This is a genomic window from Neobacillus niacini, assembly GCF_023715785.1.
In the GTDB taxonomy this organism is placed as follows: domain Bacteria; phylum Bacillota; class Bacilli; order Bacillales; family Cytobacillaceae; genus Neobacillus; species Neobacillus niacini_E.
The window spans coordinates 138,706-164,394 of record NZ_JAMBOX010000013.1 but is presented as its reverse complement, the minus strand read 5'-3'; the positions used below and the strand labels follow the sequence as shown (position 1 = coordinate 164,394).

Below are 25,689 nucleotides of genomic sequence, written 5' to 3'. Positions count from 1 at the left end.
GCGGGAGTACGGGGCAGTGGGAGACCCCACAGGCGCTTGCGCCGAGGAGGCTCCCAGGCACGCCCGCGGAAAGCGAAGTGCCTGGAGCGCAAATCAACAGACATATCGAATAGTCTATTTATTAATAGTATTATAACAAATTAACGCGGTGAATTATTAAAGAAAATAAACAAAATAAAGGCTGTCGAAACTTTCTCGACAGCCTGACTCGCCAGTGGCGAGTTTTTATTTGTGATCCGTTTTTTTTGAATATTGGTTTTTGCCGGCCTGGCGGTTTTTTTCCCGCATCATGTTTTTTTCGTGACGTAAGGCATTATTGTCTTGCGCTTTTTTATCATTATCAGAAGTGTGCGGCATTATTTCATACTCCTTTCCAATTGCTTTCACTCTAGTGTCTGTCAATTTGAAAAAGACTATGTAACCGTGTGATCAATCTTTCTTTACATATGTCCACAAATCTTCCTGATACACCTTTCCGTCTTTCATCAACTTTCCAAGAGCGCGTTTAAAGGCTGCTTTACTTAAACCAAATCGTTCCTGAATGTCCTCAGGCATGCTTTTGTCGCTGTACGGCATCGCCCCGTTTCGGCTAAGAAGATAGTCATAAATCCTTTCAGCATCAACATCCTGTGCCTCCTGCTTTCTGCCAAGCAAGGATACGTTGATGGTTCCATCTTCCTTAACATCGATAATCCGCCCTTCCACCTTCTCCCCAAGACGCGGCTCTTGGCTGCGCTGGGATTCATGGATAAACCCTTTAAAGCCTTCAATGGTATAAATCCAACTGCCAACCTTGGCTGTGCGGTAAATATGCCCCTGGACGTTTTTGTTGAATTCCTTTCGGGTTGCTTCAACCGAAATGGACTGGATAACCGGATCTGTTGCAAGTTTTGCATACAGCAGATTGCTGCGGTTAACCCTTAAAGTGATATAAAGCAAGTCATCCGGTTTTGGCCAAACGGACCGATGTGCCGGCAGGTCGTCTGCTCCAAGCAAAATATCCTTCGTCAGGCCAATATTTAAAAAGACGCCGATCTCCGGTTTTACATCCGTTACCTTGACCCAGGCATAGCGGTCAACAGACACTTCCGGGATGACCATGGAAGCGGCCGGGCGCCCTTCTGAATCGACAAAGATAAACACCTCTACCTGCTCGTTGTCTTCAAGCTCCCGATTTGCCTCATTTTTATGTAATAAAACATCTTCATTGCCGTCTGATAAAAAATAGCCGAACGGAGCCTTGCGGGCAACCGTTAAGATTGTACTTTGACCAATAAATTCTTTTATAGCCATTTTATTCTCTCCTTTTTGCACTTCGGAGCTGTTATTTTCGAAGTTGTAATGAACTGCTATATTTTACTATAATGGAGGCATGAATGGAAATCTTAGCAAACACCTGTACATATTATTTTTTAAAAATGGAGGGTAAATTATGTCAAAGGATAGTTCATTTGATATTGTGTCCAAAGTTGACTTTTCTGAAGTATCGAATGCCGTAACGCAAACAATGAAGGAAATTGGCACCCGCTACGATTTTAAAGGCAGCAAAAGTGAGGTTACGCTGGAAAAGGAAGAGCTTGTTTTAGTATCTGATGACGAGTACAAGATGGACCAGTTAAAAGACGTTCTGCTTAGCAAGCTGATTAAGCGCGGCGTGCCGGTGCGAAATCTTGATTACAGTAAAATTGAAAAAGCCTCAGGCGGTACTGTCCGCCAGCGGGCCAAGCTTGTTCAAGGCATCGATAAGGAAAATGCAAAAAAAATTAATACCATTATTAAAAACAGCGGTGTAAAGGTAAAGAGCCAGGTCCAGGATGACCAAATCCGTGTTACCGGCAAAAGCCGCGATGACCTGCAAAAAATCATCTCTTTGGTACGTGAAGCCGACCTGACTGTAGATGTGCAGTTTATCAACTATAGATAATGATTTGGCGGAAAGGATGATCCTTTCCGCCTTTTTATTGTTTATTAGTGTTACCCATTAACTACGGTCCCTCCATTGACATGAATCATTTGTCCACTCATGTAGGAGGAATCCTCAGAGGCCAGGAATACATAACTCGGTGCCAGCTCACAAGGCTGGCCTGCCCGCCCCATTTCCGTATCTGACCCAAAAGTTGCGACTTGGTCTGCTGGGAAAGTAGACGGAATGAGCGGAGTCCAGATCGGCCCGGGAGCGACACCGTTTACACGGATGCCTTGCGGTGCCAGAGAGAGAGCCAATGACCGGGTAAAAGTCACAATCGCTCCCTTGGTTGCGGAATAATCCACTAATTGTTCATTTCCTTTGTAGGCAGTGATGGAAGCCGTATTAATTATCGATGCGCCTTTCTCTAAAAATGGCAACGCCATTTTTGTCATATAGAAATAAGAGAAAATATTGGTCCGGAATGTTCTTTCCAGTTGGGCCGATGTTATATTCAGAATGCTTGGCTGTGGGTGTTGCTCGGCAGCATTGTTGACCAGAATATCGAGCCTGCCGAATTGCTCGATTGTTTTATTTACTACTTCTTTGCAAAATTCCTCCTCCCCCACATCGCCCGAAAACAGAAGACATCTACGGCCTTCCGCTTCAATCAAGTTCTTTGTTTCCTCTGCATCCCCATGTTCATCAAGGTACGCAATGGCCACATCTGCCCCTTCTTTGGCAAAATAAACCGCAACAGCCTTGCCAATTCCGCTGTCACCGCCTGTTATAATGGCTGATTTTCCGGCTAATTTTCCGGCTGCCCTATAGTTCGGGGCGACTGAATTTGGCCGTGGGTTCATTTCACTCTCAATTCCAGGTTGATGATTTTGGTGTTGCGGCGGGAATGTTTGCTTTTGCTGAGTTTGGGAACTGCTCATTCTTCTATACCTCCATTAATAAAATCATTTATTAGTGTTAGAAAAATGAGTCAAAATATAATGAAAAAAGCACCGGGTCCGATGCTTTACTGTTTATTCTACAATATTCCTTTTACTTCGCTTAATGATCAGAACCAAGAACACCAGAATCAATAAAACAGATATACCTACTGCTGAAATTAACGGCAGGTTTAGCCCTGTTTTTTCGGCGAGGACATAGATTTCCGAATTATCACGGTCAATGATGATATTATATTGGTCTTTATAAGGGCGGACCACGTCTCCGGTCAGTAAGCCGCGCAGCTCTTTCCCGTCCTCGAGCTGTTCGCTGGTTAGGGTAACCTTTTGTGATTCCCGGGTATTATTAATAGCAATAATCGAGGTTTCGCCTTGATAAATACGCTTATAAACAGCGATTCCCTCTTTGTCGTAGAGCATTTCCATTGTTCCTCTGGTTAAAGAAGGCAGTTTATTCCTTAATTCCCCAAGCTTCGTAATAAAATCCATCAGCTCTTTTTCAGCCCGGAAACTCATCAAGCTACGGTTATCAGGGGTTTCCCCGCCATTTAACGCAATTTCCGTTCCGTAATAAACAACTGGAACACCCGGTGTGGTGTAAAGATAGGTTAACGCTGTCTTCCAGCGCGAACCAGGAAACTGACGTTCATCCACAATATCCTTCGTGAATCTTGAAGTGAATTCATTATCGAAAAAAGTAGTAGTTGCCTGTCCATTTTCCTGATTTGTTTTAAGAGATTCGAATGAACGGCTCGTATTGGCAAAAACCGTCCTAAGATTTTCATTGTGAGCATAATCAAATAAACTGTCAATCCCTGCGGACTCGTATCGTTCTGCCTCTATTTCCTGATTTTCAGCAGGCACCCCAACAAGGAAAAAGTCGGCCTTCTCTTTTTTGACTGCTGCCGAAAACTCTTGCCAAAAGCTGACTGGAACATAATTAACTTGCGGAAGACTGTAGCCGTCGATATCTGTTTTATTGATCCACCATTTTGCAGCCTCAATTAAATAGTCCCGCACCTCTGGGTTGTCCTGATTAAGATCTGGCAGTCCGTCAACCCACGCATTTTCTAACTCCTGTTGACTCTTTTTATGAAACCAATCCTGCTTGCCGGGATCCTTCACCCACTCATGGCTTTCCGCAACATTGTTTGCGACAAAATCAATCAATACCTTCATGTCTCGCTTGTGGGCTTCTTTTACAAGCTGCTTAAATTTCTTCATTGTGCCAAAATGCTCATCCACTTTGTAGAAATCCTCTACCCAATAGCCGTGATAGCCCTTTGGCGCATTATCAAACACTGGCGTCAAACGAATGGCTGTGAAGCCCATATCATGTATGTAGTCCAGTTTGTCAATGATGCCCTGGAAGTCCCCGCCGTTATAGGCTAAAGGGTCATTGGCATTGACATCAACATCATTGCTGGTATCCCCGTTATTAAATCGGTCAACCACCATCGAATATATCGTTTCATCCTGCCAGTTTCGGTCCTTTTTTTCCGCCGCGTCGACAGGAGTAGACAAACATAAAAACACTGCTATCAATATTAGATTTATTTTTCTCATAGAAATGCCTCCTCACAAAAAAAGCGAGGTGGACTTCCTCGCCTATACTCATTTTAATCCAACCTTGTTTATTATTCCAACTTTAATCAATATTTTCCGCCTAAAGCATTATCTGCACATGCCTATTCTTTATAGGCGGATAACGGAACTTTTGTGTCAAACGGCAAGAAACCGAATATCCTTTTAGTAAGGAGAATATTATGTTTTTTCCACACTGGGGATGTTTTTGGCCGTAAGACCCTGCATTGCAATACATAGTTTTTTTAAAATAATGGAGTTATAAAAATCTATGAAGATGTCTAAAAAGAAAAATGAAAGCATCTGCCACGGAGGTTAACGATGAATCGACAGCAACGAATCCACCTATACGATATTCAAAAAAGAGCTTATACAGAAGGTTCTATAGAACATATAAACGATCAATGGATATTTTTTGATGAGGAAACGGAAGAGGCATCGATGCTGGAAGAATACCTACACCAGGAGATCGAAATCTTTCGGATGAACCGTTGGAAAAAAGGAGTTTTACAGGAGCCGGGGAAAATCCGTGTCGGCAACGAAGTCACCATGCTCAGGGACCAGGACCTCGTGAGAATCAGAAAGCATTTGATCTATTCGCTCGAGAGACTCCTTGACGGAATTAATGATGATGCCTTTATTCAGTTTGTCACAACGTTAAATTCATTAAATTTTTCAATCTATGATTGTATCTATTGCTATAACCATTTATCGTTCCTTTCCGATGAGAACCGGAAAGATGGTGTAAACTTTATGGTGTTTGACAATCAAGAACAGATTTGCAGCGTTCAGCATCACTTCTGCTACTTTGAAAAAATCAGCGACCGCTTTGAATTTACCTTAAATACCGGCAAACGTCTGATTATTGAAAAAATGATTAGCTAGTGTAAAAGGCTCGGGAACCTCCCCGAGCCTTTGCTATTTCCTTCAGGTCCCTATATATTTGGCATGCAGCGCTTTTGCTGCAACGATATCATTTGTTCCGTGAATTAAAACCCTCCCGTCCTTGAACACCGTCATGGATATCGCCTCTACAGGTGAAAAGCGGAGCAAATATTCATTCACTGCAACTCTCCCGCTTTTTCCCAAAGCTTCCGAAAGTTTAATTAAATCAAGTTCCTGCCCACTCTGAGGGGTAATTTGAACAGTATCCCGGCCACACAAAGTGGTATAAACAACCTGCCGTTCCGAGGAGCGGTCAAGAAAATCGAATTGGCCGTTAACACATGCCGGACATTGCGGATTTCTTCCTTGTGAGATATCCATCTGCATCGATGTGCCATCCCAAATATCGATTTGTTCCAGGTTTGGTGTTGATTCCCCTGTGCCCACCAATAGCTTAATTGTTTCCATCGCCTGAAAGGACCCGATTATATCCGTTAGTGGGGATAAAACACCGACAGTATCGCAGGTTTCGCCGGTACCTGCGGGGACATGCGGAAACAAGCAGCGATAACATGGCGTGTTTCCCGGCTTAAATACGGCAAACATTCCCCTAGAGCTTACGGCGGCCCCGTGAACCCACGGGATCCCATGTTTAACAGCGACATCATTTATTAAGAACCGGGTCATAAAATTATCGGTACCATCGACAATCACATTAAAACCTTTTAACAAATCTTCGGCATTTTCTAGATTTAAATCAGCAATGACGGCATCCACTTCAACTTCGGAATTAATTTTATTTAAGCGGTATCGTGCAGCAACAGCCTTCGGAAGATTTAGTCGGGCATCGTCTTCATCAAACAGAGTTTGCCGCTGCAAGTTCGATAATTCGACCAAGTCCCGGTCAATTAACCGGATATAGCCTACACCGGACCTGACAAGATGATTGGCAATGACAGTGCCAAGCGCCCCGGCACCAACAATGGCCACCCGGCTCTGAAGTAGCCTTCGTTGACCGTTTTCGCCAATTTTAGCAAATAAAATTTGCCTTGAATACCGATCTAAGCCACTCATACAATACCTCTTTTCCACAGCTGTCTCTTTTATTTACATTTTACCAAATTTAAATGACGAAAGTTTTAATTTTAAAAAAATTATAAAAATGGTATAATTAAAATTGGGTTTAAAGTAATTTAATGTCAAATCTCTTTACTTATAAAATTAAATGTGTAGGAGATTAGTTTAAAAATGAAAGAGGGGAAATGCTTTGAATCTTGGCGGCTTTAAAAACAAAGAAGTAGTAGTTGATTTAACATCGGGAACAATCGATTACAGGTCAATCAATGAAGAGGATGCAAAAAAGTACATCGGCGGCCGTGGCCTTGGGGTTAAGTATGTATTGGATAACGGCCCTGAAGTGGAACCGCTATCGCCTGAAAATCTATTATGCATTATGACCGGTCCAGTAACTGGTTCACGTTCTTCCATGAGCGGACGACTTTGTGTAGTCACAAAATCACCACTGACTGGAACGGTTTCGGATTCACATATGGGCGGATGGACTGCGGCCCGTCTTAAGTGGGCAGGGATTGATAATATCCTTGTAAAAGGAAAAAGCGATAAGCCTGTTTACTTGTACATTGAAAATGGCAACGCCGAGCTCCGTGACGCTTCAAACCTTTGGGGCACTAGCACAAGAGCATTCATTAAGGCTATGAAGGATGAACATGGTGAGCAGGATCTAAGCGTTATGACGATTGGCCAAGCCGGGGAAAACACTGTTCGCTTCGCCTCCTTCATCAACGAGCACGACCGTGCGGCAGGACGCGGTGGCACTGCTGCAGTTGCTGGTTACAAGAAATTAAAAGCCATTGTCATCAAGGCTGCGCAAAAAGGCAATATGCCTGTGGCAAAACTTGAAAACGAATATAAAGAAGCCAACAAAAAGGCAGTCAAAGCGATTCTTGACGGCGGCTTAACAGCGCCTAATAAAGGCGGCCTTTCCGTTTATGGAACTAACGTATTGACAAACTTAATCAATGAAGTTGGTGCCCTTCCAACCAAGAACTCCCAGCTTACCCATTGGGAGCATGCCGAAAAGCACAGCGGCGAATATGTAAATACACACTTGCGCATTGCCAATAACACGTGCCATGCCTGCCCGGTCGGCTGTAAGATCGAGGTGGAAGTGAAGGATGGCAAATACAAAACTCGAGTGGAAAGCATCGAGTTTGAATCGGCTTGGTCCCTTGGCTCAAACTGTTTGCTAAGTGATGCCGAAGCGATTTCCTACCTGATTGACCGCTGTAACGAATATGGCATTGATACAATCGAGCTTGGCCATGCATTCTCGGTAACAATGGAAGCGTACGAAAAAGGGCTTATTTCTGAAGAGTTAATCTGGGGCGATGCGGATTCAATGATTGAATTGACCAGAAAAATTGCCTATCGTGAGGGTTTTGGCGGCGTCCTTGCCGAAGGTCCTGCCCGGGCCACAGCCTCTTGGGGAGCGCCTGAATTGTCCATGTCTGTTAAAGGTCAATCAATTCCTGCTTACGACCCACGCGGTATCCAGGGGATCGGGCTTGGCTACGCGACGAGTAACCGCGGTGCCTGCCACCTTCGCGGCTATACTGTCGCAAGCGAAATTGCCGGCATCCCTGAACCGACTGACCGCTTGAAGCCTGAAGGAAAAGGTGAGTTATTAAAAGTATTCCAAGATATGCTTGCATTCTCCGATTCAATGAATATTTGCAAATTCTCTTCCTTCTCCGAAAACGCGGAGCATTATGCCGAGCAATATAGTGCCATGACGGGTATCCCGATGACTGCCGAAGATGTGATGAAGGCCGGGGAAAGAATTTACAATCTTGAACGCTATTACAATAACCTTGCCGGCTTTAACAAGCGCGAGGATGATTTCCTTCCGAAGCGCTTTACTGAGGAGCCCGCCTCCGGGAATAGTGCCGGATCTGTCAGCCGCATGGATATTATGCTGGAAGAATATTATCAAGTCCGCGGCTGGGAAGATGGGCTTGTACCTGAAGCCAAGCTTCGTGAGTTAGGGATTATTGACCCTGAATTTAAACAAACCGTTTAGTAATTATTAAGGCTCCTGCGGAATTTCCGCGGGAGCCTTATTTAGCTAATAGGAAAGTATAAATTCAACTACGCCTCTGTCTTCGTCCTAACGGACTCGCCAATCGGCGAGTTTCCATTTATCCGCCTATTCTGGTAGTTTTATAACGATAATGTTTGATTGTTTCATTAAGAAGCTTTTCACTGACAGCATAAAACCGTATCTTTATCGAATTTACCTTAAAGCTTTGGGTAAAAGCAATCTCTTTTTCTTCGAGGATTTCCCCTCTCCAACCTTCCGCTTCAAAAACATAGGGAAAAGAATCCCTTTTCTGTTTAGCGCCCAATTCTTCAAAATACATGCCAAGGTGTTCCATTTTGATGCCTCGAAACTCTAACTCTTTATGTATCATATTATCCACCGGCAACGGGCGGAAATAGCGCAAATTGGTCTGTATCGGCTATCTGCGTCTGCAAATCGTCAAGATGAATGATATTCTTGCCATTTACATACACATGAACAAAAGGAAGCAATTTTTTATCTGCTGTAAATAGTTCATCCTTTAAAGCAGGGAACATTTCAACCATTTTGTCCAAAACATCGATGACCCTGTCGCCATCAGGATGAACCTCGACGGTAACCCCGCCGCAAATTTCTCTGAGGTTAGCAAACACCTTAACAATCATTCTCTCCACTCCTCTCACTACTATTAATCTTAAAACCAAAAGCCAGAATTGTCAGCAAATTAATTCCAAAAAAAAGCCGCCAGGAGCACATCCCGACAGCCGTAGTTAAGTCATTAAGGATTCATGATTGACATTGGCAATTGAATAAAGCCCAAATATAAAACCAGTGCCCAGGCAATGACAAACTGAATCCAAAATACTGATGTTCTTCGTTTGCTGGCAACGCGGCCAAGAATCATTTCGAATAGTCCGATGATCCAAAGGCCAACGACGGCTTTAAGTATGTAGAGAACACTAATTTTGGCAAGTGAAAATATCAGCCCGACACCAGTTGCGATAATTAATAAATATAACACCCTTAAAATCATTTTAACAATTTTTGCGCCCTTTTCTTTCCCGCTGGATTGTAAAGCCATGGCAACAAAAAATAGAATTAGCGCCAAAACCCATGCTGTAACATGACCATGAATCATTTATTTGCCTCCTATAACATTATTCGAAACTATCATACCATAGGCTGTCAAAAAACACGAAAATTAGGAAGGCGAAAACAGTAGAAACTATATTATTCCAACAGAAAAGGTGCTAATATTTGGGCGAATGTATCACATTATATTCGCCCACTCATAAGATATTAGGAATCTAATTATAAAGGGTGTTGTTTATGCCGGCAATTGTTGGAGTTGCTCAGGTAATTACCTTGGGAAACAGCTCTGTGTTTCACATTGGGGATGTTTATAAAATTATGCCATTTGCCGCCGCTAAAACATTCTCCGGTGCGGGTTCCTTTAATACGGGCGAGCGGCTTGATGTCCACAACAGTTTAAGCACCACAAATACCTATGATCCAGACATGATTGATCAGGCAAATTCCTTTAATATGTAAGGAATGGTGGTTCCATGAATTTCTATATTCAGCAGAACATTCAAATAAATTTTATTAAAATTGGGGGTATTACCAACTCCTCTGTCCTACAGATTGGCAGTGCCGGCATCATTAAACCGGTTGCCTACTTATCAAATACTGGAGGCTTTACACAGCCCGCTCCAGCCGCAATCAAACCAGGCGAAGTCGCAGCCGAGCTTCCTTCTTCAGAAGCGCTTGCACCTGCTGTGCCGCTGCAAGCACCGGTCCAGTAAGCAAATGAATGGTCACTATAAACTTGCCATCTTGCAAAATATTTAGCAGGAAACATGCATATATTTAGGAAAGTATCTAATTTAGGAGATTGACTGGTGAGGTGATTGTTTATGTACCAGGATTTTTACCAATATCTTCAGTGGCTGCAAAGCTATATCCAATCACAAGAACAGAGAATTGCATCATTAGAAAAAATGGTTGGAAGCATGAAAAATGAATTGAAACAGTTACATGAAAAACAAGCCATTCATGTGGACCGAATTGAATATAAATTTGACCAATTGAAAGTCGAGACTTTGGAGGGAACATTGACCATCGGCTTAAATCCGAATGACATGGCAGGAATCGAGGATTTTGCCGTCCAAAATCAAACATTAAAAACCCCTTTATCTCCGAATGCCCAAATGAAAAGAACGATAAAAATCGAGGAAGCGATTTATCAATATTTAGAAACGGAGCTGCCGCAAATTCTCGAGGAAATTCAGGCAAGATTAGCTATTCCTACTAATGAATCCTACTTATCCTTCATAAAAGACGACATTATCAAACAACTTCCAAACCGGATTGATTTTCATTTAAAATCGTTTCAGCAACAAGCTCAGTCAATCGATCCCAATTCAGTTGATGAGCAAATCATAGAATTAATTAAACAGGAAATACGAAATGGAGTTTCGATATTTTTAAGTCATTTACCTGATCAAGTGAAGGGAATGAAAAAAGAATGATATTTGAAGTTTACAACCGAAATCTCTGTGTAAACAACATCAAAATTACTGGGGTAGCAAGCTCCTCGATGGTCATGATTGGCGATACCGAAACCATACAATTGGCCTCTGCTTTTGACACTCCTCCTGAATCATTAATCATCGGACCGTTTGTGCCGTTAGCACCGGATGTGACACCTGGATATGCTGGAGAGACTATCTAATGTAGACCGGATTGAAGTAATGGTTGCTTCATTTTCTTCCATTCTTCAGCTGGGCGATTCTTGTATCGTTGATAGTTTTTCAAGGGCAATTGCTGTCCAGCGGGAAGCAGAAATATTTTATGGCAATGAAGGGAACCCTCCCTCATTTCCTGTGACGACAAAGCCGATCCCGTTTCTGCCGATTGATGAGGCCCTTTCCTACCGGGTTTATAATAGCAATCCTATTATTAAGGTTCATAACTTGGAAGTGATTGGGTTTTCAAATGCTTCCATCCTGCATGTTGGCAACACAAAGAAGGTTTCCATGGAAGCCAGGGTAAAGCATATCCGACAGCTTTTGCCTTATGGGCACGAACAAGATATGAGTTGACGACATATATTGCTTATTAGTTTACTATAAAGGATGTTTTCGATGCCAGCTATAATCGGTCCCGTACAAATTGTCAACGTCACCGGAGGAATCGTTCATTTTGGTGATACACTGTATATTTCGCCGAAGACCGGTTCCAAAACCGCAGGAGGTGCCGGCGGTTTTAATACTGGCGGATTAGTGTTAACCTACAATGGTCTGAGCGGTACAAATGTGCTCGATACGAAGCTGCTAGACCAGCCGATTGTCGGGAATAATTAAAAAAATGACATACACCATTTAATTGGGTATGTCATTTTTTTTGCTAATCAAGCTTTAATATATGGGCACCGTCAAAGAAGAACAAATATCGCTCATGGACTTTCCGTTTCCAAATTTGTTCAATCGCTCTTGTATATAAATTGATTTGCAACTTATAGCGACTTTCAAGAATCGATTGTGCCTGCACGAATCCACCATTAAATCGATCGGTAATCCCATCAGATTTATAATCAATTAAGGTGAGGCCAATCTGATCCTCGAGGATACAATCTATAATCCCTTGGACGAATACAAATTCCTCCTCTTCTTTCCAATCAGGATAAATGTCATGAGCTGGCAAAGATAGCGTAAACGGTACCTCGCGATGGACCTTTTTTGCTTGGAAATAACGTGAACCCAACGGCGTTTCAAAAAATTGCGAAATAAGCTTGGCATCAATCACTTCGGCTTGCTCTGCCGTTAACAGCTCGTTCATAACCATCGTATCAACTTGTTGAGCAATTGCCATCTCACTAACGGGCTTTGACAAATCCAGGTGCTGCATCACCATATGCATTGCTGTCCCCCGTTCAGCTGGGGTTAACGACTTTTCCTGCATAAACTTTGGCCGCTTTACAATCGACTTTTTAAATCGATGGATCAATTCTGTACCGCTTTGTTCATCAGCGATTTCACGCTGACGTTTGATTTCCGAAACCGATTGTTTCGAGCGATGACTTGCTGCACTTTGATGGGCATATGTCCAAGAAAGTCGTGCTGATACTTCATCCGCAAAATCCGAAGCTGTCGGAACAGTTTGTCCTTTTTCAACCATCTCGATCCAGTGGTCCGGTTCCATTTCCAGGTCGTGGGTTTGGCTTTTTACCTCATCGGCGCTGATGACATAAATTTTCCAAGAAGCAGGATGGGCCGTGATTTCCTCATTCACTAAAGCGTTTGTCTCCGCTCCTTCTCTTAATACGCCCCCATCCTGATGGCGAACCAGCGCTGGACCAATCCAGTCAATATAGCCTGATGCCGATGCCCGCAGATAATCCTTGAGCAGCCAATCCTGATGGTTGGAAACATCCAACCATTGCTCGAATTTTTTCGTTGCATCTTTTAGGGTGGCTGTTAAATACAGCTTTTCCTTGGCCCGAGTCATTGCCACATACAAGACCCGCATTTCTTCTGCAAGCATTTCCATTTTTTTCTTCCGTTTAAACGCAAGCTGTGGCAGTGAAGGATACGATATCCGCTTCTCGGCATTCACATATTTAGCGGCGAACCCGAATTCCTTATCGAGCATAAACGGCTTCCTCAGGTCTGTCAAATTGAAATTTCGCGCCATCCCGGCCATGAAGACAACCGGAAATTCAAGTCCCTTACTGCTATGGATGGTCATGATTCGAACGACATCCTCCTGCTCGCCAAGTGCCCTTGCCGCACCAAGGTCGTCTCCTCGATCGATCATTCGCTCAATAAAACGCAAGAACCGGAACAACCCGCGGAAAGAGGTCTGCTCGTAAGTCCGTGCCCGATCGTATAGCGCTTTTAAGTTTGCCTGACGTTGCTTTCCGCCCGGCAAACCGCCGACGAAATCGTAAAAATGGGTATCGCGGTACAGCTGCCAGATTAATTCAGAAAGCGCCCCATTTCTTGCTAATGAACGCCAGTCTGTCACACTGTTATAAAACTGGCAAACCTTATCGTAAAATGCCTCCGTTATTTCCGCCTCTCTATGGCGACAAAAAGCGGAAACCGCCTCCCAGAAAGAACCACGTTTGTAATGCACACGGATTTTTGCCAACTCTTCTTCATTTAATCCGACAATGGGGGAGCGAAGCACAGCAGCCAGTGGGATGTCCTGGTACGGATTATCGATAACCCGGAGCAGCGACACCATAATCGCCACTTCTGTTGCCTCAAAATAACCCGTCGACAAGTTCGCATAGATGGGGATTCCTTGCTGCTTAAATTCCTCCATAATTTGCGGTGCCCAAGTCATTGATCGCAATAATATCACGATATCCCTGTACATGAGCGAACGAGTTGATTTTGTTTTGGCATTATAGACAGGGGCGCCTTTTTCGATTAGTTCCTTTATTTTTGCAGCAATGACCCTCGCCTCAAGTTGAGAGCTTTCAAGATCTACCGCATCTAATAAGAATGATGGTTCCTCCGTGTCAACTTCAACCGGTGCCTCCACCGTTTCTCTGTTTTGATCGATTAGGATCAGCTCAGCCGGAAATGGCTCGTCTTCCGGATATGGAGCACCGTTTCGCAGCTCAGCTGCTTCATCATATTCAATTTCACCTACCTTTACACCCATAATTTGTTTAAACAAATAGTTTGTCGCATCCAGAACTTCCTTTCGGCTCCGGAAATTCCTGGCCAAGTCGATTCTTAGTCCGCCAGTCCCACCATCCAAAGTAAACCGATTATATTTGGATAAAAATAAATTGGGCTCCGCTAACCGAAACCGATAAATCGATTGTTTAACATCGCCAACCATAAACATATTGCCGTTTGTCTCATCTTCCATTGCTACCAATTTTAAAATGGTTTCCTGAACCATGTTCGTATCCTGATATTCATCAACATACACCTCTTTAAAGTGGCGTCGGTAAGCGAGGGCCGCCTCTGATGGCTGAAACTCCTCCGATGTCGATTCAGTCAGAATGTCAAGGCAATAATGTTCCAGGTCAGCGTAATCAACTAGACCCTTTTCCCGTTTTGCTTTTTCAAACATCACGGAAAATTGTCTTACCAAATAAATCAGCGTCTCAATCATTGGCTGCATCTCGGCCATGTCACGTAAAAAGCTTTCCGGCCTGCGAGAAAAAAGCTCGTCTTTTAAGTCCTGGATTTTTTTCTTAGCCTTATCGCGAAGCTTTTGGGCTTTCTCTGTCAGTTCTTTATCATACTGGTCGCCTTTTACCTGTTTGGCCCTGGAAAATGACCAGGATTGCATTGCCTGATGCAGCGTTTGCCATGAGTCTTGGTTAGCTTGGATTAGTGTATCAATGACCAAAAGATCATCCAAAAAGTTTTCCGCCCTTGGCGCCGGTCCCCCAGGAAGTTTCGTGAGCTCCATTCCCTGTTTGATTAGTTCCTTTGCACCTTCAAGCTGTAACTGTATATCAAATAGGAGTGCCCGAATAAATGGCAACTGTTCAAGATGATCAATTCCTGCAACATCATACATGGAAACAATGGATTGCAAATAGTGCTCCGACGACGGATTTGATCGGGCAAAATCATAGATTGATTGAACAATTTCCATCAGCGCTGCATCACTTCGATCACTGGTAAACGAATCTACCAATCTGAAAAATTGTTCATTATCCGGTTTTCCATATTCCTCTTCAAATAGCTCATCCAAAACTTCATCTCTTATTAATTGGGCTTCTGTAGCATCGGCAATTCTAAAACTCGGGTCGACATCGATTAAGTAATAGTATTTCCGAATCACCTCCATACAAAAGGAGTGAAGTGTTGAAATCGAGGCCTTGTTTAACAAACTAAGCTGTTTTCTTAAATGGCGAGAGCCTGGATGATCATCAATCGCCTTTTCCAATGCCTCGCCAATTCGATGCCGCATTTCTGCCGCTGATGCGTTGGTAAAGGTAACCACTAATAATTCATCCACATTGATGGGGTCTTGTTCGGAAAGAATTTTTCTGATCATCCTCTCGACGAGGACAGCTGTTTTTCCCGACCCTGCCGCAGCAGCGACAAGAATGTCCTTATCCCGGGCCATAATGGCTTTCCATTGGTCCTCAGTCCAGGTTACATCCTCCGGTTTTGGCGGAATAACCACATTACTCATCCTCTCTCAGCTCCTTTCCGATTAACTCCAAAACGGTTTCCTTTGAATGCGGTGTGAGAATTCGGTAACGATTTTGTTCAATGGATTCATCAAATTGACAAACCGATTTAAAGGAACAAAATGTACAAGGTGTTTTATCTTTTAACTTATAGGGGGCAATATCAAGCTTCCCCTCGACAATTGCATTTCCGGTATTTTGGTAAATTTTTCGGACATAACTTTTAAGATTCTCAAACTCTTCGATACTAGCAACCTTTGATTTTTTCGATAACTGTCCATCCTTCTTGATTCCTGCGGCAATTATTTGTGAATCGCCGGATTCAAGCGATTGGTCCATTAAGCGAATGACGTTCTGGTCACTCAGCATTAATCCGTTCATTTTGAATTTTTTCATGATTTCTTTTTCAATTTCGTCCATTGTTAACATTTTCGTGGTATTGACAAAAGGATTATGAACATGAAAATAAAGAACCCCGGCCGGACTTGCTTTCATCTCGACCAATTCCTTTGAATGGGTCATTACAATATCAAGATACGTAAGCATTTGTAGAGCAAGGCCGTAATAAACCTCAGTTAAATTAACATCCTTTTCACTCGATTTATAATCAATGACCCGCAAAAACACATGATTGTCATCGGCTTTTGCTTGGTCAACTCTGTCAATCCTGCCGGCCAGTTCCATCCGTTTGCCATTTTTCAATGAAAATGTTAAGGGCGGCAGCGCGCCGTTTGGACCAAAACCAAGCTCCAGGCCAATGGGCGAAAAGCCACTCACCTTGGCATGGTCACTTAGAACCAAAGAGGCTCTAGTGATGATTTGCTCCAGCTTTCGTTTAATATAATGGTGCCGCTCCGAGCTTAGTAAAATCTCATTTTGCAGTTTCGGGGCTAACATTTTCACAGCTTCCTTCGACAGCTGTTCGCATTGTTGTCTCGAGAGTGCGGCCCAAGATAGTTTCTGTTCGTTAATCATGTCGGCAATTTGTTTCAATGCCGCATGGAACAGTTCTCCGATATCAGGAGCCTCCAGACGAAAGACTTGGCGTTCGCGAAGCTTAAGCCCATGCTGGGCAAAATGAGAAAAAGCACAGGAATTATACAGCTCCATTCGCGATACGCTGGCCTGAATCGAATCCCCGTACAATTCAGCCGCAGTATCTTCAGTAAGTCTGACGGTTCCATTACTGTAAAACAGACTGGAGAATACCTTCTGTGCCTGCTTCTTGTGCGTGCTGTTCATGTAAAAGTTATATACGTCCCACCACAACCCAGAAATAGGATAATTCCGTTTCTTTAGTTGCAGCTGGGCATTCAGATAGGCCAAGGTCGTCGTGATATTGGCCACGAAGCCAAGCTGCTCCGAATCCGTTGCCTGGCCTGGATCGGTATGAAACTCAAGCTGACTCATTTCCGGAAACATATCTTTCAATCTCTTAATATAGGAAGAGGGAATTAACGCTTTTCCTTCCTCATTGGCAAGCGGATAACTGACATAAAGCAAGTCTGACGGCGCCGTAAATGCTTTATAGGCCAAAAAGTTTTCATCAAGCAAGCGTGTCCGGCTGCTTGGCGCCACCTTTATACCAGAGGCAAGCAGCAGTTCTCTGTCCTCATCCTGGAGAATGCCTTCAACAGAGATTTTTGCAGGCAATACCCCTTCATTTACACCGAGCACGAACACAACCTTCATGCCATTTAACCGCGATTTCTCCAAATCGCCAATTAATACCTGGTCAAGTGCCGGCGGAATTAATGAAAAATGCAGCGATTCAAAGCCAGCCTCCAATATCGTAGCAAAAGATTTTATGTCAACAGGTTCATCACCTAAAATCTCAACAAACTGATCCAACAAATCAATGACGGCATTCCATACCTGCTCATGCTCACGAGCCTTTATGAGATTGCCCTTCTCTTCAGCAGCGAACTTCCAGTTTTCCAGCTTCGCGGGTACATCCAATTCCTCAAGGAATAAGTAAACTGCCTCGCAAAGCTTCCGGCCTGTGTCCGCTTTTTTCAGCCGGCGTGAAAGACGTAGAATAGGAGCGGAAATCATCAACTTTAACTCATTTAATTCCTGTTCCAGCGCCTTTTCAGCATCTGTCTGCCCATTTATGTCAGACTCAAGGCCCCGGAAGCGCCGATATATCCAACGATCCTTTTTCGTCCATTTGCTCCCATTTATCCCATAGGCCAGCACATAGTTTTCAAGTCGGTCCATCTTTTCCCGCATTTTGACGGAATTCTCCTGCAGCGGGTACATCAGATCGGTTTTAATCGCCCGAAATACCGGCTCATAGCGCCAAAAGGAGTTGATAACTTCGAGGGTTGAACGGATCAATTCAACCAGCGGATGATTGAGCATCGTCCGTTTTTGGTCAATAAAATACGGCAGCCCATAATCGGTGAAGACGGGTTCAACAATTTCATGATAATCCCCGCCGTTTCGGATTAATAACGCCATATCCCGATAGCGGTACCCTTTCGTGCGGGCAAGCTCACGAATTTCACGGGCAATTCCTTCCACCTCGGCCCGGCGATTCCCGGCCTGGCAAAGATGGATGGCTGTTTCTCCGGCAAACGGGATTGCCGGCCTGGCATCAAATTTTTCTTCCAAATGTTTTAGTGATGAGCTGTTCCATCTGTTTGGCTTGGCCATTATTACCGGTTGTTCAATTTCAACGCCTTCTGTTTTGGCTATTTCATGAATAGAAATAATCGCCTCTTTAGAAGCCCGAAACAAATCCAGCTCGTCCGGCTGAGCATCAAAATGAACATGATCGGTTGTCATCGCAATTGAGACCCTGCGGCATTGCTTCATCAATTCCAAAATAATTTGGTATTCTTGAGGTGAAAAGCTATAAAAGCCATCAATATAGATCTCAGCATCACGCAAATAAGTGGAACTTGCTATTTTTTCAGCAAGCAGGCGAAAATAATCTTCCGAATCGATGTACTTGCCGAAGATTTCCTCTTCAAACTTTTGATAAATGACTTCCAGGTCGGCTAATTTATCACGTAAGGCGATTGCTGCAGTCGAGTGATCGGATGCCATTTGCAGCGACCCCGCTGCTAAATCCTCTGGTCTTAAGCAATATCGCTTGAACTCCGTAATCATTTGCTCTAGTTGTGCAACAAAGCCCGTCTTATCAGAAGCCCGGTTGAAAAGCTTTAGCTGCTCTTTCTTTTCATCAATAATTTTGCGAATTAACATGCTCATGCCGACACTGCTTAAGTGCGAACGGCTAATACCGCCTGTCTCTTGCAGGATTCGCCATGCCAACCGGGAAAAACTGTACACCTGGGCACGAATCATCCCGTTTAGGTTAGGATTCGCTGCCAAGCGGTATTCTGACATGAAGGTCATCTGCTCTGGAACGATATATATAATCGGTGTCCCCTCCGGGTTTTCAATAAGCAAGTCCTCAATTTCTTTAAAAAATAATTCGGTTTTGCCGCCCCCTGAACGCCCGGTTACCATCCTTAATGACATATAGGACCCTCACTTTCCTCGAAGTCTGTATCAATCATTTTAACATATTACAGGCACAAACGTTTGGATTGTGCCGCAAAGGTTACAGCCATAAATGGTAAATCTAAGCTGACTCTATCAACAAAAAACACGACTTTTGCAAGTCATGTTTGATTTAAAAATGAATATCCATTTCGTCTAATGGCCAGTATCGAAAATCAACCTTGCCGACAACCTGATCGACGGAAATAAACCCAAAATGGCGGCTGTCCCAGCTCCCCAGCCGGTTATCGCCAAGGACGAATAATTTCCCCTCCGGGACGGTTTCTTCCCCAGTTAGCTCTTTTAAACTGAAATCTCCTGTCAGTTTGACACCGAGAGCCTTTTCTTTATAGACTTTTAAAAAGCCTTCTTGATACTTATGTCCATTCACAAAAAGCTGATCGTTACGGTATTCAATCTTGTCCCCCGGCAAGCCAATAATACGCTTAACAAAGTCTTCTTTTTCATTGGCATGGAAGACAATGACATCAAATCGGTTCAATTCACCGACATGGTAACCTAGCTTATTGACCACCAGTTTATTCCCATCCTGCAGTGTCGGCATCATGGATTCGCCTTCCACAACGTAATTGGAAAAGAAAAACGTCCGAATAAAAGCGAAAATAATGACGCCAATTACAAAGGCTTTAATCCATTCCAGCCCTTCTTTTCTCCATTCACTTTTCACCAAATCCCCTCCGTTTTTCGTACACATGACTTTTTTCTATTTCTCCATTATAGTCACTTGCTTCCCTCTTATTCAATCTTGCTTCGATTCTTTTTCCAACAAACCAAAGGACAAAGATAATGATTGCAACAATGATTGTCCGATAGGGTTGCGTAATCAATGACTGAATATCGTAACCAATAAAGCTCATTGTAAAAATCATCACCATTTTTCCGATTCCCACTGCCAGCATATATTGAGCCCTGCTTAATTTTGATAAGCCGGCCACAATATTTACGACTGCCGAGGGAGTAAACGGGAAGCAAAGTAATACAAACAGCGGTCCAAAGCCATGTCGCTCAACCCAGTCCATTAATCTCCGAACCTGGCGATGCCTCGGCAAAAAAGCCAACACTCGCTTTTGCCCGTATCTCCTGACGAGCGAAAAAACGAGGAGTGCTCCAATACACGCACCAACCCATGAGTATAAAAATCCCAGCCATAATCCGAAGGCATTTGCATTGGCCATAACAAAAACAAATAACGGGAGAAACGGCAAAAATGCTTCGAGTACTGTTAACAGGATTCCTGGCAAAGGACCCAGGGCTCGATATTCTTGAACAAGTTCCATTATGTTTTCGAGCGTAAACCATGCTCTAATCGATTCAAAATCCATCCGTTTTCTCCTTAATTAGTGCTTTAAGCTTTATTTTATCTGGAAGCAAGCAATTATTTTGTAATAAATTGGTGAAGAGCCTGTTTATTTTTTTCAATATTAATATCCAGGATATCCCCTTCACCTTTTACTTTCGTTTCTTTAAAGGCACCTTCCACCGGAATTCTCAATGTATCTACATTTCCTCTTTTATCAGAAAGGAAATCCTTGGCCATAAATAACATATCAGACTTATCCATATTCGTATTGATATATGGAGTCACAACCCCAATTAATTTTGGTATTTTCGTTATCGTTGTGAAACTGGCTAATTGATCGCCAATAGCCTTGACGGCTTTTTGTTGCCGTTCCACCCGGCCAAAATCCCCTACCCTATCGTGACGGAACCGGACATAGCTCAGCATTTGCTCACCATTTAGCCTTTGCAGCCCAGGCTGGAGCGGCACATCAACATATTCTTCCATCTTTTTTTCGACATCGATTTCAACCCCATTTGGAAAAGCCTCATCAATTAATTGTACAAACCCCTGAAAATCAACAATCGCATAGTATTGCAGGTTAATATCGAAATTCTGTTTTATCGTTTGTCTCATTAATTCGGGACCGCCGCGGGCAAACGCGGAATTGATTTTGTGTTTGCCCCGTCCGGGAATCGGCACATAACTGTCCCTCATAATCGAGGTCAACTTAAATGTCCCTTTGTCCTCGTTATAATGGGCAATGATGATGGTGTCGGCTCGGGATGACTTTTCATTCTCCCGTGCATCGCTGCCCAGCAGCAAAATGTTCGTGTCCCCGTATTGATCCTTTTGCCCCTCAAACTTATAAACAACGTTTGCTTGATTCTGCTCACCATTTAATTTTTCTAATGATTGGTTTACCCCTTTTTGATATTGAAAGTATGAGTACGCTACTCCCGCCCCGATTAACAATAACAATACGAGCAAAACCGTGGGCCATTTTCTCCTCTTCTTCCGAAGATGTCGATCAGATCTCATTTTTATCACCTTTTACTCTGTATTTTTTATCCCCTCTTTAATTGACTGAATAAGAAGCTTTTATGTTTCTTCTTTATTTCATTTTCTCCTATCGGATATCCTTCTATAAATAAAACTTTCTCATGAACACATAAATTATGGCAAATAAAAAAGCTCGCATCATGCGAACTTTGAAGAACGATTCAAAATTGATGTGGTATTGCCTTTTAAAATTATTTTTTGTAGAATAAAATAAGAACACAAGTTCGATTGAGGAGGTGTTAGAGGACTATGACGAGAATTCCGGAAAACGATCGTGACATTATGGAGAAAGCTATTTATCTGCCAATGGTCGTGACCGTTTTAAATCGTGATTTGGCCGTAGTGGAAAAAAGCCCTTTTAAATTAAAAAAGCCTTACTTGGAATTAATTGAGGAGACGTTGAAGGAAATCCAAGCGGAATTGTCTCAGGTAAAACAATATATGAAAAAGAACAAGCTTCAGGTTTTGGAAACAAAACGGGACGATGCCTTTACCATGTACATGTTTATTTATAAAGGGTATGAAGAACATCATAATTACTTTAATCCAAGGATTCGTAATAAGGTCCAAGAAATAATGGAGACCTATTTATTAAAAAAACACCTATCCCGTTAACCGTTAAACCTAAATCTCAGCTAGTTTATTCATATCCATGGGGACTTTCCGAGGCCGTTACCGGCTTTCGATCTTGAATGGGGTAAATCAATTTTTTATTGCCTTCAATTCTTTGCATAAGCTTTGTTTTTAATAATGCGGTGCGAAGCATTTGACCCTCGATTGTACTGAAGGGCACCTGAAAGATGCGAGATTGTTTATTACGGAAAATGACAAGCGTTTGATTTGGTCCAATGCGGCGGTAATTTTCAACATGTTCATGTGCAATCCAAATGCATTCATGGCGGGTCGGTGATGACGTGGGAAAAAAGTAAATGCGGTTTGCCGGCTCAATCGCAATCGGGATTTTTCGATTGTAGCCAATTAATTGACGGGTTCCTTTTTTTCGGCTCTCATAATCAACGCCAAAATAATTGCAGCTTTTCTTGATAAGCTCCAAAGGCGTAAATGGGGAGATATATTCATCTTCGAGTTCGAAAATCTGTGAATATATTTTGCTGCCATAATTCACAGGTTCCAAAAACATGGTGCATGAGTTAACCTCATATTCTTCGATTTGCAGCTTCAACCAAATCACTCCAATCCAAGATAATATCCAACCTATCTTATCATGTTTATCATGAATTTCCTCTACTTTTCTGAATTATTGCTAATTTATTCACAAATATAGATAAAAAATCTTTTAGAAAATTATAAATTGATTGATATTATCGAAAAATCCCCATATAATAGAAAAAAGCGTCGAGGTGATTTTCTTGAAAGAAAAATCCTATACGGAATTAATGAAAATTGCTGCCATGAAACGCAACCGCGTGAAGGAAAACTTCGTCCAGGACCTCTATATCGACATGCTCTTGTCAGAAATCCAGTTAACAGTTGAAAAGGAAAAACTGATGCGTAAAATCGACCTGGCCATTGATCGCCGTGATAAAAAGTCATTTCTTCATTTATCAAGCAAGCTCAAAGAAATCAATAAAAAGTTTGGAACATGAACACGTTAATTGAACCGTCTATGGCGGTTTATTTTTTTTGAAAAATCCAAGGACAGACAAAGCATTGCAACAAAAAGCTGAAGGCAATAAAACCTCCAGCTCCACTCTAGTCTGTTCTTTGCTTTATTTGAAATTCTTCAAGTCTAGAGATTCGGTCCAGCATCGACGGATGGGTATAACGGAAAATTTTAACGAACAGCGGCGGGTTTACCTGGCTCAACCCTGACCGAGCTAACTCCTGGAAGGAGCTGATGGCAGCATCGGGATTATTGGTCATTTCAATCGCATATGTGTCCGCCCGCATTTCCTGATACCGCGAAACAAGATTTGAAAATGGACTTGAGGCAAATAACAGCATGGAAATAATCATAAAAAACAGCGGAAGAGACTTAACGTCCCTAACATCAGTAATTTTCATTTCATTTCCCCAACGGACGACAGCCCAGTTCATCAGCCTGTAGGTTAGATATAAGCCAAGCAATGACAGTGCCAAATAACCGGCAATTCCCCAATATATATGCTTTTCTACATAGTGCGCCATTTCGTGTGCCATGATAAATAAAATCTGGTCATCTGTCAGCTTGTTCAAGGTAGTATCCCACAGAACAATCCGGGCGTTAGAGCCAATTCCAGTCACATAGGCATTCATCGCATTCGTCTCTTCCGCCATGTTTACTTCAAAAACATGTTCTGCCGGAATGTTCGCCTTATCGGCAAGAGCCAAAATTTTTGTTTCCAGTTCCTTATTTTTCAATGGATAAAAATCATTATATAGCGGGTCGATGATAACAGGCTGGAGGAACATCATAAACAACGTAAAAGGCACCGACAGCAGCCAGCCATACAGCCACCAGCGCTTTGGACTTTTCCTCATCAACAAGTATAAAACAGGAACAATGATTAACCACGTTCCATAATTAATCCAAAAATCGATTAACTCATCCTTCATCCAGGATGGAAATGTTTGAATCGAGATATGATACGTTTTTGATAGCTTATAACTGATATAACTCAGCGGAAATGTGACAATATAGGCACACAGCGATAACCAGAATAGATAAATAGGAGTGATCAGCACTTTATATTTGGCTGATTGTTCCGCCCAATTCTTAAATGCCTTGGAAAGACCGGTTAATAAAACAAGAAAATACAACAGCCATTCGAACGGTGTTGACAGGAAAAAAAGCAGGTTTCTAATTTTCGAATATTCTTGACTAAGCATCAATTCTCGTCCATTTAAAAAAGTAGACGGATCGGCCTTCGTACCCTCGTACTCAAATGGCAGCTTCGGGTCGGCGAAATGGAATAAATACCAATAGAAAAACAAGCCATATAAACAATAGGCCAATACAGCGTATACTCCCATTTTTCTCACCATGTTATGTGTCCCCCTTCTTGTACAACCTCTCTATACCTAGTTTAGTTTAAAACTTGGGAAATAGAACTGCTAACTGATTAATAGAAGCCAATACCGATAATGAAGAGTATTTTATTCCCTTTCGTCTGAAAATTTGCTAAAATTTACCTTTGAATAAAGCATCGCAACTGGGGGGATTGAGTTGGCGGATTTGGCATTAGGAAAGGAATCTTCGCCGTTCAGGAGAGGGGTCCAAGCGGGAATCAGTATCGGGATCGGATATTTTCCAATAGCTCTCACATTTGGTCTTCTTGCCAAAACTACAGGATTGACAATCTATGAAACGGTGTTAATGAGCATGATTGTGTTTGCCGGGGCATCCCAATACATATCATTAAGCCTTATTGCTTACGGAACGGGAATTATTGAAATTATCCTGACTACTTTCATTGTGAATATCAGACATTTTTTAATGAGTGCAACCTTGAACGAGAAGGCAGAAGAAGATCGGCTTCCGAACAAGTTGGCTTATTCTTTCATGATTACCGATGAGACGTTTTCGGTGGCAGCCACTCAGGAAGGCAAAATTAGCACAGGCTTTTTGTTCGGTTTAAATTTGGTTGCCTACTCAAGCTGGGTTGTTTTTTCAGGGGTAGGTCACTTGATTGGCGCAAGCCTGCCGCAGACTTTGCAGGAAAGTATGGGAGTGGCGCTGTATGCGATGTTCGTCGGGCTATTGGTGCCTTCTATGAAAAGGAGTATGAAGATCGTTTTTTTGGCGGCACTAGGTGCTGTGTTTAATACCATTTTTACGATGGGAGAGCTTATGGCACAGGGGTGGTCAATTGTGACAGCAACTTTACTTTCAGCAATCTTAGTCGAGGCAGTAGAAGTATTGAAAAACAGACATCGGGGTGTAAGTGATGAAGAGTGAGATTGTGTGGATGATTATCGGCATGGGCTTGGTTACCTATATCCCCCGAATGCTTCCATTTGTTTTGTTTAAAGGGAAGGAACTGCCGCCATTTATTCAAGGTGTGTTGAAAAATGTACCTTACGCGACACTTGGCGCATTAATTTTTCCAGCAATTATTTTCATCCAAAAAGATGATTTATTATATGGTGTTTTAGGGGCTGCTGTCGCTTTTATTGCGGCGTTTTTAGGGGCAAACGTGATTGTCGTTGTGCTTGGGTCAATTGCGGTTTTAACCTTGTATTCTTATTTGATGTGAGCAAGTCTGT

At 42.7% G+C, this 25,689-nt stretch carries 28 protein-coding genes; 13 read left to right on the top strand and 15 right to left on the bottom strand.

The features are described from left to right. Positions 1-225: 225 nt before the first annotated feature. Entirely contained in the window at positions 226-357 is a 132-nt protein-coding gene (locus M3234_RS21115; protein WP_081810752.1) for a DUF3941 domain-containing protein, read from the bottom strand. A 72-nt stretch (positions 358-429) separates the two neighbouring features. Continuing rightward, the gene (locus M3234_RS21110) at positions 430-1,293 is read right to left on the bottom strand and encodes a CvfB family protein (RefSeq protein ID WP_262306599.1); all 864 of its coding nucleotides are present in this window, start codon (positions 1,291-1,293) and stop codon (positions 430-432) included. 139 nt (positions 1,294-1,432) lie between these two features. Here M3234_RS21110 and M3234_RS21105 point away from each other — a divergent pair, with 139 nt between their 5' ends. Then, positions 1,433-1,924, top strand: a complete 492-nt coding sequence (locus M3234_RS21105) for a YajQ family cyclic di-GMP-binding protein (RefSeq protein ID WP_066317196.1) — start codon at positions 1,433-1,435, stop codon at positions 1,922-1,924. Positions 1,925-1,974: 50 nt separating this feature from the next. Here M3234_RS21105 and M3234_RS21100 read toward each other — a convergent pair whose 3' ends face one another. Both M3234_RS21100 and M3234_RS21095 read right to left on the bottom strand, forming a co-directional pair. Further along, positions 1,975-2,847, bottom strand: coding sequence for an SDR family oxidoreductase (locus tag M3234_RS21100; RefSeq protein WP_262306598.1), 873 nt, complete (start codon positions 2,845-2,847; stop codon positions 1,975-1,977). A 93-nt stretch (positions 2,848-2,940) separates the two neighbouring features. After that, positions 2,941-4,431 carry an alpha-amylase family glycosyl hydrolase gene (locus tag M3234_RS21095; protein WP_262306597.1) on the bottom strand — a complete coding sequence of 497 codons (1,491 nt, stop codon included), beginning with the start codon at positions 4,429-4,431 and terminating at the stop codon, positions 2,941-2,943. 339 nt (positions 4,432-4,770) lie between these two features. Here M3234_RS21095 and M3234_RS21090 point away from each other — a divergent pair, with 339 nt between their 5' ends. Next, the gene (locus tag M3234_RS21090; protein WP_262306596.1) at positions 4,771-5,334 is read left to right on the top strand and encodes a DUF2777 domain-containing protein; all 564 of its coding nucleotides are present in this window, start codon (positions 4,771-4,773) and stop codon (positions 5,332-5,334) included. Positions 5,335-5,376: 42 nt separating this feature from the next. On the opposite strand, the gene M3234_RS21085 is transcribed toward M3234_RS21090, so the two are convergent. Continuing rightward, the gene (locus M3234_RS21085; RefSeq protein ID WP_262306595.1) at positions 5,377-6,408 is read right to left on the bottom strand and encodes a ThiF family adenylyltransferase; all 1,032 of its coding nucleotides are present in this window, start codon (positions 6,406-6,408) and stop codon (positions 5,377-5,379) included. Between the two features lie 193 nt (positions 6,409-6,601). On the opposite strand from M3234_RS21085, the gene M3234_RS21080 reads away from it, so the two are divergent. Next, complete coding sequence (locus M3234_RS21080) at positions 6,602-8,434, top strand: aldehyde ferredoxin oxidoreductase family protein (protein WP_262306594.1); 1,833 nt, start codon at positions 6,602-6,604, stop codon at positions 8,432-8,434. A 118-nt stretch (positions 8,435-8,552) separates the two neighbouring features. On the opposite strand, the gene M3234_RS21075 is transcribed toward M3234_RS21080, so the two are convergent. The 3 genes from M3234_RS21075 to M3234_RS21065 all read right to left on the bottom strand — a co-directional run bounded on the left by M3234_RS21075 (position 8,553) and on the right by M3234_RS21065 (position 9,572). After that, positions 8,553-8,825, bottom strand: coding sequence for a MoaD-like domain-containing protein (locus M3234_RS21075; RefSeq protein WP_464514976.1), 273 nt, complete (start codon positions 8,823-8,825; stop codon positions 8,553-8,555). Position 8,826: 1 nt separating this feature from the next. Further along, positions 8,827-9,099 carry a ubiquitin-like small modifier protein 1 gene (locus M3234_RS21070; RefSeq protein ID WP_262306592.1) on the bottom strand — a complete coding sequence of 91 codons (273 nt, stop codon included), beginning with the start codon at positions 9,097-9,099 and terminating at the stop codon, positions 8,827-8,829. Positions 9,100-9,212: 113 nt separating this feature from the next. After that, complete coding sequence (locus M3234_RS21065; protein ID WP_262306591.1) at positions 9,213-9,572, bottom strand: YisL family protein; 360 nt, start codon at positions 9,570-9,572, stop codon at positions 9,213-9,215. Positions 9,573-9,763: 191 nt separating this feature from the next. On the opposite strand from M3234_RS21065, the gene M3234_RS21060 reads away from it, so the two are divergent. From M3234_RS21060 to M3234_RS21035, 6 genes are all read left to right on the top strand, one after another. Beyond that, positions 9,764-9,985 (top strand): spore germination protein, encoded by a 222-nt coding sequence (locus M3234_RS21060; protein ID WP_262306590.1) that lies wholly within the window; start codon positions 9,764-9,766, stop codon positions 9,983-9,985. A 14-nt stretch (positions 9,986-9,999) separates the two neighbouring features. Continuing rightward, entirely contained in the window at positions 10,000-10,239 is a 240-nt protein-coding gene (locus M3234_RS21055; protein WP_262306589.1) for a spore germination protein GerPB, read from the top strand. 111 nt (positions 10,240-10,350) lie between these two features. Further along, positions 10,351-10,965: a spore germination protein GerPC gene (gerPC, locus tag M3234_RS21050; protein WP_262306588.1), complete on the top strand. Its 615-nt coding sequence runs from the start codon at positions 10,351-10,353 to the stop codon at positions 10,963-10,965. Continuing rightward, positions 10,962-11,168, top strand: coding sequence for a spore gernimation protein GerPD (locus M3234_RS21045; RefSeq protein ID WP_262306587.1), 207 nt, complete (start codon positions 10,962-10,964; stop codon positions 11,166-11,168). The genes gerPC and M3234_RS21045 overlap by 4 nt, the downstream gene beginning before the upstream one ends. Then, entirely contained in the window at positions 11,149-11,538 is a 390-nt protein-coding gene (locus tag M3234_RS21040; RefSeq protein WP_262306586.1) for a spore germination protein GerPE, read from the top strand. Before M3234_RS21045 ends, M3234_RS21040 begins: the two co-directional genes overlap by 20 nt. Before the next feature lie 42 nt (positions 11,539-11,580). After that, positions 11,581-11,799 carry a spore germination protein gene (locus tag M3234_RS21035; protein WP_262306585.1) on the top strand — a complete coding sequence of 73 codons (219 nt, stop codon included), beginning with the start codon at positions 11,581-11,583 and terminating at the stop codon, positions 11,797-11,799. A 43-nt stretch (positions 11,800-11,842) separates the two neighbouring features. Here M3234_RS21035 and addA read toward each other — a convergent pair whose 3' ends face one another. The 5 genes from addA to M3234_RS21010 form a co-directional block, all read right to left on the bottom strand. Then, positions 11,843-15,610 (bottom strand): helicase-exonuclease AddAB subunit AddA, encoded by a 3,768-nt coding sequence (addA, locus tag M3234_RS21030; RefSeq protein ID WP_262306584.1) that lies wholly within the window; start codon positions 15,608-15,610, stop codon positions 11,843-11,845. Beyond that, positions 15,603-19,100, bottom strand: a complete 3,498-nt coding sequence (gene addB, locus M3234_RS21025; protein WP_262306583.1) for a helicase-exonuclease AddAB subunit AddB — start codon at positions 19,098-19,100, stop codon at positions 15,603-15,605. Before addB ends, addA begins: the two co-directional genes overlap by 8 nt. 154 nt (positions 19,101-19,254) lie before the next feature. Continuing rightward, positions 19,255-19,809, bottom strand: coding sequence for a signal peptidase I (gene lepB / locus M3234_RS21020; RefSeq protein WP_262306582.1), 555 nt, complete (start codon positions 19,807-19,809; stop codon positions 19,255-19,257). Further along, positions 19,799-20,464 carry a TVP38/TMEM64 family protein gene (locus tag M3234_RS21015; RefSeq protein WP_262306581.1) on the bottom strand — a complete coding sequence of 222 codons (666 nt, stop codon included), beginning with the start codon at positions 20,462-20,464 and terminating at the stop codon, positions 19,799-19,801. The genes lepB and M3234_RS21015 overlap by 11 nt, the downstream gene beginning before the upstream one ends. 53 nt (positions 20,465-20,517) lie before the next feature. Next, complete coding sequence (locus M3234_RS21010) at positions 20,518-21,462, bottom strand: LCP family protein (RefSeq protein ID WP_262306580.1); 945 nt, start codon at positions 21,460-21,462, stop codon at positions 20,518-20,520. A 270-nt stretch (positions 21,463-21,732) separates the two neighbouring features. Here M3234_RS21010 and M3234_RS21005 point away from each other — a divergent pair, with 270 nt between their 5' ends. Continuing rightward, positions 21,733-22,098 (top strand): YhjD family protein, encoded by a 366-nt coding sequence (locus M3234_RS21005; protein ID WP_066317124.1) that lies wholly within the window; start codon positions 21,733-21,735, stop codon positions 22,096-22,098. A 25-nt stretch (positions 22,099-22,123) separates the two neighbouring features. Here the strand turns inward: M3234_RS21005 and M3234_RS21000 are convergent, their stop codons facing one another. Further along, entirely contained in the window at positions 22,124-22,666 is a 543-nt protein-coding gene (locus tag M3234_RS21000; protein ID WP_262306579.1) for a competence protein ComK, read from the bottom strand. 187 nt (positions 22,667-22,853) lie between these two features. On the opposite strand from M3234_RS21000, the gene M3234_RS20995 reads away from it, so the two are divergent. Next, positions 22,854-23,090 (top strand): IDEAL domain-containing protein, encoded by a 237-nt coding sequence (locus tag M3234_RS20995; RefSeq protein ID WP_262306578.1) that lies wholly within the window; start codon positions 22,854-22,856, stop codon positions 23,088-23,090. 106 nt (positions 23,091-23,196) lie between these two features. On the opposite strand, the gene M3234_RS20990 is transcribed toward M3234_RS20995, so the two are convergent. Continuing rightward, on the bottom strand, positions 23,197-24,468 hold the full coding sequence (locus M3234_RS20990; protein WP_262306577.1) for a M48 family metallopeptidase: 1,272 nt from the start codon (positions 24,466-24,468) through the stop codon (positions 23,197-23,199). 181 nt (positions 24,469-24,649) lie between these two features. Between M3234_RS20990 and M3234_RS20985 the strand changes: the two genes are divergently transcribed. Together M3234_RS20985 and M3234_RS20980 are read left to right on the top strand one after the other, a co-directional pair. Then, positions 24,650-25,381: an AzlC family ABC transporter permease gene (locus M3234_RS20985; protein WP_262306576.1), complete on the top strand. Its 732-nt coding sequence runs from the start codon at positions 24,650-24,652 to the stop codon at positions 25,379-25,381. Beyond that, on the top strand, positions 25,371-25,679 hold the full coding sequence (locus tag M3234_RS20980) for an AzlD domain-containing protein (RefSeq protein ID WP_066317103.1): 309 nt from the start codon (positions 25,371-25,373) through the stop codon (positions 25,677-25,679). The genes M3234_RS20985 and M3234_RS20980 overlap by 11 nt, the downstream gene beginning before the upstream one ends. Positions 25,680-25,689: the final 10 nt, after the last annotated feature.